Annotated in this window: 12 protein-coding genes; 2 read left to right on the top strand and 10 right to left on the bottom strand. The window is 44.4% G+C overall.

The features are described from left to right. Positions 1-79: 79 nt before the first annotated feature. From JZO85_RS04980 to JZO85_RS04960, 5 genes are all read right to left on the bottom strand, one after another. Complete coding sequence (locus JZO85_RS04980) at positions 80-1,234, bottom strand: PIN/TRAM domain-containing protein (RefSeq protein WP_207107424.1); 1,155 nt, start codon at positions 1,232-1,234, stop codon at positions 80-82. Positions 1,235-1,321: 87 nt separating this feature from the next. Beyond that, positions 1,322-2,695: a DNA repair protein RadA gene (radA, locus tag JZO85_RS04975; RefSeq protein ID WP_207107423.1), complete on the bottom strand. Its 1,374-nt coding sequence runs from the start codon at positions 2,693-2,695 to the stop codon at positions 1,322-1,324. Positions 2,696-2,713: 18 nt separating this feature from the next. Beyond that, positions 2,714-3,220 carry a dCTP deaminase/dUTPase family protein gene (locus JZO85_RS04970; RefSeq protein ID WP_207107422.1) on the bottom strand — a complete coding sequence of 169 codons (507 nt, stop codon included), beginning with the start codon at positions 3,218-3,220 and terminating at the stop codon, positions 2,714-2,716. A 237-nt stretch (positions 3,221-3,457) separates the two neighbouring features. Next, positions 3,458-5,257, bottom strand: coding sequence for a glycerophosphoryl diester phosphodiesterase membrane domain-containing protein (locus JZO85_RS04965; protein WP_207107421.1), 1,800 nt, complete (start codon positions 5,255-5,257; stop codon positions 3,458-3,460). A gap of 103 nt (positions 5,258-5,360) precedes the next feature. Beyond that, on the bottom strand, positions 5,361-6,317 hold the full coding sequence (locus JZO85_RS04960) for a cation diffusion facilitator family transporter (protein WP_207107550.1): 957 nt from the start codon (positions 6,315-6,317) through the stop codon (positions 5,361-5,363). Positions 6,318-6,455: 138 nt separating this feature from the next. Here JZO85_RS04960 and JZO85_RS04955 point away from each other — a divergent pair, with 138 nt between their 5' ends. After that, positions 6,456-6,827 carry a TIGR02328 family protein gene (locus JZO85_RS04955; RefSeq protein ID WP_207107420.1) on the top strand — a complete coding sequence of 124 codons (372 nt, stop codon included), beginning with the start codon at positions 6,456-6,458 and terminating at the stop codon, positions 6,825-6,827. Here the strand turns inward: JZO85_RS04955 and JZO85_RS04950 are convergent. Both JZO85_RS04950 and JZO85_RS04945 read right to left on the bottom strand, forming a co-directional pair. Continuing rightward, on the bottom strand, positions 6,817-7,563 hold the full coding sequence (locus JZO85_RS04950; protein ID WP_207107419.1) for a TIGR03915 family putative DNA repair protein: 747 nt from the start codon (positions 7,561-7,563) through the stop codon (positions 6,817-6,819). The two genes, JZO85_RS04955 and JZO85_RS04950, sit on opposite strands and share 11 nt — an antisense overlap. Positions 7,564-7,568: 5 nt before the next feature. Then, complete coding sequence (locus JZO85_RS04945) at positions 7,569-8,864, bottom strand: putative DNA modification/repair radical SAM protein (protein WP_207107418.1); 1,296 nt, start codon at positions 8,862-8,864, stop codon at positions 7,569-7,571. 187 nt (positions 8,865-9,051) lie between these two features. On the opposite strand from JZO85_RS04945, the gene JZO85_RS04940 reads away from it, so the two are divergent. Then, positions 9,052-9,267: a zinc ribbon domain-containing protein gene (locus JZO85_RS04940; protein WP_207107417.1), complete on the top strand. Its 216-nt coding sequence runs from the start codon at positions 9,052-9,054 to the stop codon at positions 9,265-9,267. A 42-nt stretch (positions 9,268-9,309) separates the two neighbouring features. On the opposite strand, the gene JZO85_RS04935 is transcribed toward JZO85_RS04940, so the two are convergent. The 3 genes from JZO85_RS04935 to JZO85_RS04925 form a co-directional block, all read right to left on the bottom strand. Beyond that, entirely contained in the window at positions 9,310-10,617 is a 1,308-nt protein-coding gene (locus JZO85_RS04935; protein ID WP_207107416.1) for a C39 family peptidase, read from the bottom strand. Between the two features lie 200 nt (positions 10,618-10,817). After that, on the bottom strand, positions 10,818-12,122 hold the full coding sequence (locus tag JZO85_RS04930) for a glycosyltransferase family 2 protein (RefSeq protein ID WP_207107415.1): 1,305 nt from the start codon (positions 12,120-12,122) through the stop codon (positions 10,818-10,820). Next, positions 12,112-12,624: a hypothetical protein gene (locus JZO85_RS04925; RefSeq protein ID WP_207107414.1), complete on the bottom strand. Its 513-nt coding sequence runs from the start codon at positions 12,622-12,624 to the stop codon at positions 12,112-12,114. Before JZO85_RS04925 ends, JZO85_RS04930 begins: the two co-directional genes overlap by 11 nt. Positions 12,625-12,676: the final 52 nt, after the last annotated feature.

Raw genomic sequence — 12,676 nt, 5'->3', positions numbered from 1 at the left:
CGCTTATTTAGTAAATGAAAGCCATTTACTACTCAACCCAAATTGTACAATCAATCCACGGTTTAGTAAAGCTGCACTGTTATTTTGCAGTCTTTTCATGTGTGTAGTCTAACTTTTTCTCAGGTGAATCATCTTTGATGTTGCGGCTTGAATGCGCAGGCTTCGCAAAAATCATTCGCCCAGCGGCGGTTTGCAGGGCACTCGTCACGACTACTTCGATATGCTCATTCATGTAATGCTGACCATCTTCCACCACGACCATCGTCCCGTCATCCAAATAAGCAACCCCTTGTTGGCGCTCTGTTCCAGCCTTCACCACTAAAACATTCATGTTCTCGCCTGGAATCACGACTGGTTTCACCGCATTGGCTAGCGCATTGATATTTAAGACTGCCACATTTTGGAATTCTGAAACTTTATTCAAGTTATAGTCATTGGTTACGATCACACCATCTAATAGCTTAGCCAGTTTAATCAATTTACTGTCGACTTCGCTGATATCTTCAAAATCGCCATCATACATTTCAACAGCAATGCCGTCTTCTTTTTGCAATGAATTCAAGATATCCAAACCGCGGCGTCCCCGCACACGTTTCAGGCTATCGCCAGAATCGGCAATATATTGCAATTCATATAACACAAAGTTGGGAATCATCAAGACTCCTTCTAAAAAGCCGCTCATTGCAATATCATAGATTCTCCCGTCGATGATGACGCTCGTATCTAAGATTTTATACTTATGAAAATGATCATCCGCTTTACGCTGTAAAACTTCGCCGTCGTTCGATTCCGCTTTTTTGCTGCGGCCGCTGAAGAATTTCTTCAATTCATCGATCCGCGTCGTTCCCATTCGAAATCCTAAATAGCCTAACAGCAGCATGATCAAGATTGGCAAAGCGCTGTTAATAAATGGAAGCGGGATCTGATATAAAGGGGTCGTCCCAATCAATCCTAGAGTCAATCCGAGGATTGCACCCACCACTCCAAATAAGATATAAGTCAAGCTAAGTTCATTTAATTGTTTTTCAATTTTTTTCACACCAACTGTGATTGGTTCTACGATTGCCAAAGAAATAATATAAAAAATAATTGCACCGATAAGGCCGTTCGTAAGTGAATTATTCAACCACATGTTGTCTGCATAACCAATCGCTGTCCATGCTGTCGGTAGGAAAGTAACTCCTAAACTAATCCCAACAATCAAAACGATTACTGTCAACACACGTTTCTGCATGCCATCCCTCCTAAATTCTATTATTTATTTTAAGCTAAAAAGCTTTGAATAAAGGGTGTGCCGGAAAATCTCCCGACACAGCCTTATTTACCGAAATACTTTTCTTAGTGTTTCTCCTAATGTCGCTACTGGAACCAGCTCGATTCCCTTTGGCGGCGTCCAATCAGCCATATTGTTCTTAGGCAGATAGATTCTTTTAAAGCCTAGTTTGCTGGCTTCCTTGACCCGCTGCTCAATACTGCTGACTCGCCGAATCTCACCAGTTAGACCGATTTCACCGATAAAACATTCGGTTGCTTCCGTGCCGTTTTCTTTATAGCTGGAAGCAATCGCTACAGCCACAGCCAAGTCGATGGCAGGTTCATTTAATTTTACACCGCCTGCTGCTTTCAGATAAGCATCCTGATTCTGCAGCAATAGGCCCGCGCGTTTTTCTAAGACCGCCATGATCAAAGATACGCGATTAAAATCCAATCCGGTCGTCGTTCGTTTCGCATTCCCAAAAACGGTCGGAGTCACCAAGGCCTGCACCTCGACCAGAATCGGCCGACTGCCCTCCATCGCAACAACAATAGCAGAGCCGGTCGCGCCTTCTAGGCGTTCTTCCAAGAACACTTGGGAAGGATTCGCCACTTCGACAAGCCCATTTTCCCGCATCTCAAAGATTCCGATCTCATTGGTAGAGCCAAAACGGTTTTTTACCGCCCGCAGAATACGAAAGCTGTGGTGTTTCTCCCCTTCAAAGTATAAAACGGTGTCCACCATGTGCTCCAACATTCGCGGTCCGGCGATGTTTCCTTCTTTTGTCACGTGGCCCACAATGAAGATGGCGATTCCATTCGTTTTAGCAAGCTTCAATAGCTCAGCGGTTGTTTCACGAACTTGACTGACCGAACCTGCGACACTCGTGATATCTGGCTGGGTCATAGTTTGAATCGAGTCAATGATCACGTAATCTGGCTTCAGATTTTCGATCGTCCGGCTGATCTCGCCCATATCTGTTTCCGCATACAAATAGAAGTCCGTATCGCTTGAGCCTAAACGCTCTGCCCGCAATTTTATCTGCTGGGCACTTTCTTCTCCGGAAACATACAGCACATTGCCGCCAGTCGCCGCTAATTGATGGGATACTTGTAATAATAAGGTGGATTTCCCGATCCCAGGGTCCCCACCAATCAATACCAATGAACCTGGAACGACTCCGCCGCCTAGAACCCGATTCAACTCTGCTAATTCTGTTTGTATTCTGGTCTCTTTTTTGAAGACAACATCCTTCAACTTGGTGGGAGTCGCGCGCTCACCGGTTAGACTGACGCGGTTGCGCCGATCTTCCGGATGATTCTGCTCCACTTCCTCCACCATCGTGTTCCAGTTTCCGCAGTTAGGACACCGCCCCAAATACTTGGGCGAAACATAACCGCATTCTTGGCAGATAAATTGTGTCTTGGTCTTTTTTGCCAAAACGTTCGCCTCACTCGTTTATTTTTTATCCGATGAGCCGAATCCGCCTGTTCTTTCAGCTTCAGCTGCATCGTTGTCGGCTTTAAGAAACGGTAAGAAAATGCCTTGTCCGATTCGTTCGCCCTTTTTAATCTGCACATCCGTCAAACCAAAATTCGAAAATTGAAACATAATATGTCCCTCGTTGTCAGGGTTATTATAATAATCGCTGTCGATCACTCCTACACCGTTGCTTAATGTTAAGAAACGCTTCAGCGGATTGCTGGATCGATTCGCTAATTGCAAATACTCGTCTGACCCCATGTAGGCTTTGATCCCAGTAGAAACCAATACCGGCTTAACGATTTTTTCAGATACTTCCGATCCCTTGGTAAAATGCTGGATAATCTGTTTCCAAACCGCTGGAATCACGATGTCCTCTGCTGCTTCAAAATCATACCCCGCAGCATTTTTCGTTGCTCGTTGGGGCAAATTGATTGCCTTATCTTGATAAGCTTTCGTAACTTCAAAACCTCTTTTTTTCATTTCAAGCTCCCTTTTTATACTACTGAATTGATTTTCTTAAGAAAATCGCTTCTATTTTCAATCGGTATTTCATTCCACTAGACAGTTGTTTCTTACTCACTAGTTGATTTCCTCAACAATAAAGTCAAACAGCCCGCCTTTGTGAAATATATAGCTATTCTACCATAGAGCGGGCATCTGTTCGAAAATCTTTTACGAAAACTCTATGGAAATTTAATGAATTTTTTTCGCTCTTTCCTAGTTCTCACTGATTCGTTCATCCAATGCCGGCAGCCGATTGATATACATTTCGATTCGCTTGGCATACGAAGGACTTTCTTGATAGGTTTTAATCTGCTCCTGCAGCGTTTTAAGATCATCTGTTACAATACCGTTGACGTTTAACGAAACCATTCGATCCATTGAATCCGCGTCATTGACTGTCCAGGCATAGACTTCCTTTTTTTCCAGATGGGCTCTTCGAACGAAATCGCCTGTCAAGGTTGTTTCTTCCATTGTATAAGCGTTTGCCGGTGTTTGCGGGAATACTAAATTATAAGGTAAGACATAACTGACATACAACTTTGGTGCTTTTCTTTTCAGCTCTTCTACTATCTTATAGTCCAGAGAATGGATTCGATGGTGATGAGTCAAAATATCGTCTTGATATTTTTCGATGAATCGATCCATCATCTCTTTAGAATCCGTAGCATTCGTTTTGATTTCAATCAATAATTTCTGCTGATGCTTGTCAGCAAAGGCTAAGTAATCATCAAAGCTGGCGATTGGAGCTACATGCCCATTTTCAACTGCCTGCAGCTCTTGGCTCTCACTCAAGGTTAATTCATGAGTCGCAGCATTTTTTCCAGTTAATTTTCTGAAATTCTTATCATGAAAAACAACGAACTGATGGTCTTTGGTTTCCTGAACATCCATTTCGATATAATCCGGCTTTTCCTTGATGGTAGCGGCCATTGCTGGGATCGTATTTTGCACCCCGTTACCATTATCGACACCACGATGAGAAATCGTTAACGGAATAGAATCCTCTACCCCCGCCAAATAAAGGACGTTGCTAAGCAATGTCGTCCCACCCAAAAAGATAACCAATATTCCTGCCGCAATCCGTGTCCACAGACTTGGGCGAATCAATCGCAGCGGATGTTCACTGCTGATCACCAATGGATAAAACTTTTGAACCAGCATACTGAAATACAAAACAGTCGCCCAGGCCAACATTAACTGGCTGAAAAGCTGGATACTTGTCAAGGTAAGCATCGCACCAATCGCAGGAAAGGGTTTTGGCAAGAAATCCAAGACGACCTGCAGTCCATAGCTCACACCATAGCCCACATATGAAACGATCGTCAAGAACACAGTTAAAATAAAAATTCGCCACGCATAATGCCAATACCGATGATGCGTCAATTCTAAGCTTCTCGCCATCGCCTGTTTGGGCGGCTCGTCAGAGAAAATCATCAACGGCAGCACAAACAATAAACGGATTCCAATATAAGATACTGCAACAGACGCGACCATTAATAATAGAAGAAACAGAATATTTTCACTTAAATAATCCAAAATGAAAACTGGAATCGTGACTTTGCTTAGCAACGGCGTCCGAAAAATCGCATTGGCAAAGGGCAAAATCAACACAAAATAAAATAGAAAGAAAAAGAAGGTGGCTGGACGCAAATGACGCATTTGATAAAGCGATTGCTTGAAAAGCTCCCACAGCGACCGTTCCTCCTTCGTTTGGATACTTTTGATGCTGAACAGTTGAAAGGTGAATTGCAAGAAAACCAATGTCAGCACCAGTGCCAAAAGCAGCAGCAAGGCTGCTAGGACCCCCGGATGTTTCGTTATGATCGTCAGAATATTTGTGTTAGAAACGTAGGGAATCTTCCCTTGTCTTAAAATGAAGGCGATTGAAAACTGGACACTGGGAATTACCAGCATTTCTAAAACAATATTCGTTCCGATGATCAAAAGAATATAACTGCCCCAATGACGGAGAAATTCTCGTGAATAGGTGAAAAAGAATTTTAATGAAGACATTCGTCTCTCTCCTTTTAATAATGATGGAAATGGCTGTCAGCCTGAATTCGAGAACTCATTTTACTCCCTAAAAAGCTGAATTCGGAAAAATCGGGCACAAGAATTATGTGTCCGATTGAGTTTGACGTTTCCGATCATAATCTGGATCGAACTCGTCAGTTTCGATATAAATATACGCCTTTTTATCCGGCAAAGCCTTGCGAATCACACGTTCGATCTGATTGACCACCTCATAGCTGACCCCTTCATAAGAATCAGCAATATCGATCTTCGCAGCAATCATAACTTCTGTGGGGCCCAAATGAACGGTTTTGATATCAATGACTTTTTTGACCTCGTCCCGTTTAAAGGCATCTCGAATCTTCAGCAAATCATTTTTAGAAACACTTTCGCCAATGATCAGGCTGTAAAATTCGCGCGCCAAGAAGATCGAAGCAAACAGCAGCATCATCCCAATCAACAGCCCGCTCAAAGCATCAAACATTGGATTGCCAGTAACCATCGTTAATAATGTCCCCGCAATCGCCAAGACTAAACCGATCACCGCACAGAAATCTTCCGTAAAAATAATCAGGATCTCACTATGCCGGCTTTCGTGTAAAAATGTAAATAAAGGCAGCTTCTCTGTGTTCAGCTCACGTATTTCTTTGATCGCTACCCGCAAAGAGCTTCCTTCGACTAAGATCCCGAAAACTAAGATTACTAATACAATCAAAGGATTGGCGACCTCATGACTGGGATGAAATAGTTTTTCTACCGCTTCCCAAATTCCTAATGCGCCCCCGCCAAAAAACAGCATGGTCGCTACGATCGTACTGAAAAAATATTTCGCCCGTCCCTCACCGAACTGATGGAGCTCACTTTGTCCGCGAGCAGCACGCCGATTACCAAACAATAGTAAAATTTGATTGCTGCAATCCACCACACTGTGGATGCTTTCATTCATCATCGCGGCGCTGCCGCTAAGCATGTAGCCGATAAATTTACTGACTGCGACTAATACATTCGCTAGCAATGCAGCCAGCACCGCCATCGACCCTTGCGTTTTTTTCTCTTCCATATGATTCACTCGCTTCCTGATGCCTCCTATTATAAAACAGAACGGAAAAATCATAAAAGCAAAGCTCTTCAAGCAAATCATTCGTCAGTACTGGCGTTTTATGAAAAAATCAATTAAAACGAGAATGGAGGAAACAATATGAGGCTTTGGCATGAAGCATTGATTCCATTGCTCCCTCGTCAGCAGCTGTTAGGTCAACATCGGGAAGTTGCGGCGTTGCGTGGGAAGGGCTGGGGAAAGAAACACGCCACAGTAGATTACGTCTTTGTTCATCCTTACTATAAGCTATATCAATTTCATTTACTGGTTATGGAGGAGATGAAGCGGCGCGGCTATGCCCCAGGTTCCTTGTGGTATGACCCGCTGTATCGAGGAAAGAAGCTTCCGCCGATGTCCGGTATCGAAACGCTTCCGACTACCCACCCTCTATATCCAGAACACGATGAAAGCTACTTGGAAGAATGTCTCAGCAACCTCGCTCAAAAAGGTGTGTATTTGTCTAAGCCTTGAATTCGGTCATGTTTCCGCGAAAGCGCAGCGGCAGATGATTGCGCTGCGCTGTATAATTCGCCCGTTCATCGATCGTGACCGCCCGCAGGAAGGTTTTCCACTGCTGACGAATGACCTGCTCATCGCTGGCTTCAGCAAATTCCGGACAACTGGTATTTTCCATCAAATGAATGTCGCCATGATCAATGATTCCCAGTAGTTCATGGGTCTCGTCGTAGATCATGATTTTCTCCTGCGGATAGCGCTCCGCAAAATGCGGGCAGAGATACGGCATCACATAATGCTTCGGATTGATTTTGCTGAATAGGACGTCTCCGACATATTCAAAGCGAACAAAGCCGGTTAAGGCGTGATTTTCTCCCAGCATCGTTCGAATGCTTTTTCGTAGTGCTAAAATCGCTGGGTGCCCTAAATGATTCTCTAATAAATCCTTCGTCTGCAAAGCAATCTCAATGGCATCCAGCAAATGGCGCTCCTTCCCCTCAAGCGTGGCATAAAAGCCGTTTTTAATAAAAAGAAAATTTTCCGGCCGCAGCCGCTGCCGTAAACGGCGATAGATTTTCTCCCCGCGGACTGGATCCGTTTCGACCCATTCCGCTAAAAACAAACTTTCTACCGCCGTTTCCGGTGATAAAATCAGCGTTGGAAATTTCTTCTCGCGAAAACTGCGGTCCACGACGGTCATAAAACCAAGAAAGCTCCCGTCATACTCCCAATGCTCCGTTGATTCTCGCAATGTAATCACCTACTTTTCGCATGTTCAAAGCGTTCTACATCAAATAAAGATAATTGTTCACTCGTCGATTGGGTGTTGTGTTTCTTTAATACCTGATATTGCTTCGAGGAGATCAGGGAAGTAATGATCCACTCAGGGTCTTTGATCAAGCCCGCAGGTGTCTCGTGGTTGCAGGCAATGAAATATTGTGCCCGCTTGATAACGATCCCTAATTTTTTCAAATCAGTCAGGTGGAGCCGATAATATTTTCGTGCCTTCACAATATTTTGTGCGCTTTTCGGACCGATCCCCGGTACCCGCAACAGCTGATCATACGGCGCAGTCTGAACATCTACCGGGAAACGCTGGTAGTTTTGCACCGCCCAATTGGCTTTGGGATCAAGATAGAGATTAAAATTCGGCTTGTCCTCCGATAAAATCTCATCGGCCGTAAACTTATAATAGCGCAGCAGCCAATCTGCCTGATACAGGCGATGCTCCCTTAATAACGGCGGCTCTGTCGTCACTGCCGGCAATAGATTGTCTTGATTGACTGGAATATACGCTGAATAATAGACACGCTTCAGCTGGTATTTTTGATACAGATTTTCTGAGATCTTTACGATCGAACGATCACTCTCAGGACTGGCTCCGATAATCATTTGTGTCGATTGCCCAGCCGGCACGAAGCTCGGCCCGCGCCGAAGCGCCGGTAAAAATTCCTGTTCTTTCTTTACCGTCGTAATCTGCTTCATGGGTTTATATAGATCAAACGGATCTTTGTCCGGAGCCAGTAACTTCAGGCTTTCGCGGGAAGGCAGTTCGACATTGACGCTCATGCGATCTGCCAAAAAGCCTAATTCTTCAATCAATTTTTCATCCGCACCGGGAATCGCCTTGACATGGATGTATCCGCGAAAGCCTTTTTCCTCACGCAAAATTTTCAACGTCTTGATCAAAAGCTCGCACGTGTAGTCCGCACTTTTAATGATTGCTGAGCTTAGGAACAAGCCTTCGATGTAATTGCGCATATAGAAATCCATAGTTAAATCCGCCACTTCCTGCGGCGTGAAGGTCGCTCGGGGAATTGCATTTGATTTACGGTTGATACAGTAATGACAATCAAAAATGCAAGCATTGGTAAACAGTAATTTTAGCAACGACACACACCGGCCATCCGGTGTAAAGGAATGGCAAATACCTGAAGCCTGTGTGCTGCCGACTGTCCCTGGCCGTGTATTATTTTCGACGCCGCTGCTGGAACAGGAAACATCGTATTTCGCAGATTCAGCTAGAATGTCAATTTTTCTTTCCAGTTCCATCGAAAATCACTCCTTGTTCATCATCAAATGACTCATGCGCGAACGTATGTTCTTATTTAACCAAAAAAAAGACCGGTTGTCAAAATTAATTTGATAGATACTCCTAAAGACGGATGAAGTCGGCGGCAGATTTGCTATAATTTAAATCAATAAGTAGCAAACTTACTTAATAAAAGGAGTGGGAATAATGGAAAGGAAACAATACGTTTGTGATAAGTGTGGGTCGCAGCATTACACATCTGATCAGTTCCAAGCAACTGGCGGAAACTTTGCGAAGATTTTTGATGTTCAAAATAAAAAATTTACGACGATCAGCTGTAAGCAGTGCGGATATACAGAGCTTTACCGTGGTGAAACTTCTGACGGCTGGAATATCCTTGACTTCCTAATGGGTGGAGGTTAAACAAAAAAAGCGGCAATCGCCGCTTTTTTTGTTTGTCCTCGATTATCGAACAACCACTGCATATTTTCTTGCATTATAGATGTTCTCGAAAGTCGTTCGGTTCAGCCAATAAGAGCCGCTGATGGGATCAGACACGTGGACTTGGTTGCCGGCTTTATTAAAGCCATCCAAGGTGACCGCGTGATTATTATTGGCCGCAACACCAAAGCTCCAATTTCCCCAACGGATTGGTTGAAAATTGATCGTTACCCACGCTACGACAGGATTGCCGTTTTTCACTTCATTAATCAGCGTATTCATCGAGCTGCCAGAAATATTTTGAACATTTCCGTATTTTTGACCCCAGCTTGTCAATGGGGCGGGATAAATCGCTGAATAGGTGTAAGAATTCTCAACAAATGGCGAGCCAACGAAGCCAGTGTTTGGATTCCCATTTGATGACTTAGGAATCGTATTTAAGAACGAGCGCAGACTCCAATTGGTCAGCTTGCCCTTGTACTGCAATGCTTGAAGCAAGGAAGCTCCTTCACAGCCGCTTGGTGCTCCCAGCGCATATTGATCATAATTTCGTACCCCTAGTAATCGGTAGTCCTCATAACTCTGCTCACCGCTGCCGAGCGCATACCATGCAATTCCTTCATAGCGCCAGCCGGCCCTTTTTAACTGATCTCGCTCCGAGGTAATCGGCGTGTAATGGTGCGAACCGGCTTTAGCGTTCGGATTATATAAGCGATAAAGAGGTGTCCCTCCATTTGGTGAATACCAAGCGATCCCTTCATAACGCCAGCCAACTTTTTTTAGATGATCTCGTTCACCGGCATTTAACGTATAGTGGTGGTCCCCCGCATTCGGATTGTACAAGCGATAAACAGGCTTTCCGTCAGCGGGTGCCTGCCAACCAATTCCCTCATAGCGCCAACCGACAGAACGCAGGTGATCTCGTTCACTGAGCGTTTTTGTATAAAAATGTTCCCCGCTATTCGTGTTGTACAGGCGGTACATCGGGAGCGATGCCGCCGCTCTAAAGGTCCGAGTATTCCCTTGGACCAAATCTTCTTTCGGTGCTTGAGTCGCATTTGCTTCTTCCTGGCCGTCCTTGCGAGGAGGTTCTAGCTCTACCACGTCGCCATTTATCACCGCTGTTTGCGGCTGCGAGGCAGAAACGGCAGTTTGATCTGTGGATGATTCCTGCGGCTCAGTCGAAAGAACGCTTTCAGAAGTTTGGCTTTCTAGCGCTGAGCTGCTTGCAGCTATCCCAGAGCTTTGGGTACCTTCCTCTGCGTGAACAAACGCAGGTGCGGCAAATGCTGCCAACGTCAACGAACAAACCAACAGAACACTTTTTTTCATTTGAACATTCCTTTCCTGATTTCATTAAAAATAGAAGAGCAAGCAGCTCTTAGTGAAAATCGCCAGCTTAATCTCATTGATTATTGTACGTTCTCTGGTTCATTCCGTCTCCTACCGAGCTTGTTCAATAATGTACAAAAAAATGCCCATTAAAAGTTCACAAATGGGCATGAACGCTTAACAAGCAAAAGTTGAAGAGGTTATTTACTGATCGACACTCGTGTTGGACTGACCCATGTTCCTGTACCAAAGCCTAGGATCGTTTTAATCGCCGGGATAAAGGTCGTCGCGATCGTCAAGGCGTTCATCATCCAATAGATCAGCATATAAAATGGGGCAAAAATCAGGTATTTCAATTTACGTCCGCCGTCATCAATAATGAGGGCAGCCGCAACTTGCAGAAAGCCGGCCAGCATCTCAAAATTGATGAAAATAAAGGATAAGGTCAGCAGATGGAAGATCTGGTGATACTCCCCATGCACCAGCAAATGAATGATCGTCCCAATAAAAATCGCCAGAAAAAGCCAATAATACAGACTCCACAAAATACTAACTGTTTGGTCTGCAAACAGCAGAAACTGCTCAAAATAGTTGAACGGATGCAATGCTACCTTCTTCATATTTGTCAGCCAGACCTCCGTACCACCTTTGGCCCAGCGTTTGCGTTGACGATAAAGCATCTTCAGTGTATTTGGTACCCCCATGAAGAACATAATGTCTGGTGCAAAGGTGGGAATCCAGCCGTTTAGCTGCTGATCCCACGCGATGCTGATGTCTTCGGTCGCACGATCTTGCCGAAACAAGCCGACATCGATCAAGGCATCCTTGCGATACATCGTATTTGCACCGCTGTAAGCATACATTGTTCCCAGCGTCCCTATTTGGCCTCTTTTAATGACTCCGACGATACTTGAAAATTCGACGGTCTGGGCTTTTTCGATAATTTTTGACCGGTTCTGTACATCCATATTTCCTGTTACTGCTGCCACATTTTGATCGGCCTCAGTCCTAAAATAGTTTATGTATTTCCAAAGCGCATCTGCTTCGGGAATCGTATCTGCGTCGTTGCTTAATATGTACTCCCCTTTAGCAAATCCCACACCGATATTAAACGCATGTGCTTTGCCCTTATTTTTTTCAATACGCAGCACTCGCAGGCGGGGATAACGGTCCTGCAGCCGGGCTAAAATCCCTGGTGTCTGATCGGTGGAACCATCATCGGTGACCAGCACCTCATAGTTATGGTAATTCAACTCGCTGAGCAAATATACCAGCGTATCTTCAATCACCACTTCTTCGTTGTGCGCAGGTACCATAATTGTCACCAGCGGCTCTTCTGCAGTCGGAATTTCTTTGAAGTCTGTTTTCTTATGACGAAATAGCAAGCGATAACAAATAACTTCAATCAACCAAACAAATGCCCCTAGTACTGGATAACTGACCAAAATAAACAGCAACACATTCACTACCGCGTTTAGGACCGGATACCCCGTGTCAATCGTCATGCTGTTCAGCCTCCCTATAGAGTTTGCGAATGGTGTCGTCTGCCAGATTTTTTTCTTCCGGTACAGAATAATAGCGGGCCTCATGTCGTGTCTCTTCTGAACCAAAGCGCTCCGTATAAAAAGCATTCAGCGTCGTTTTTCTAGCCTGCAGCCCTTCCTCATCGTAAAGCTTTTCCACCAGCTCGTGGTGTTTGATTCGATAATTATTGCGTAACGTTAGAAAAAGAACGCCCACCGAAATGATGCCCAAAGAAACAAGAAACTGAAACCCGGTGTGATAATAGATTGCTTCTCCTGCGCGATCGTTCCACACATGATAAAACTTCGAATTATGCTTCAGCAGCGTCGATGAAATCGTCCAATAAATCGGGATGGATACAGCAATCCAGCCAACGATCGTCAACAGGCCGATATAAAATTTATTCCACCAATGACCTTTTTCAAAAAAGGAATCACGAACAAAACGCTTCTCTGCCTCATGACGATTCTCATTAACCTTCATCTCTAGCCCTTCTTTCTCGATTATTATGACTCCATTTTCTGAAAACACAACA

This window comes from Candidatus Enterococcus murrayae, from assembly GCF_017315985.1.
In the GTDB taxonomy this organism is placed as follows: Bacteria; Bacillota; Bacilli; order Lactobacillales; family Enterococcaceae; genus Enterococcus_A; species Enterococcus_A murrayae.
This window is presented reverse-complemented; position numbering and strand designations above follow the sequence as displayed.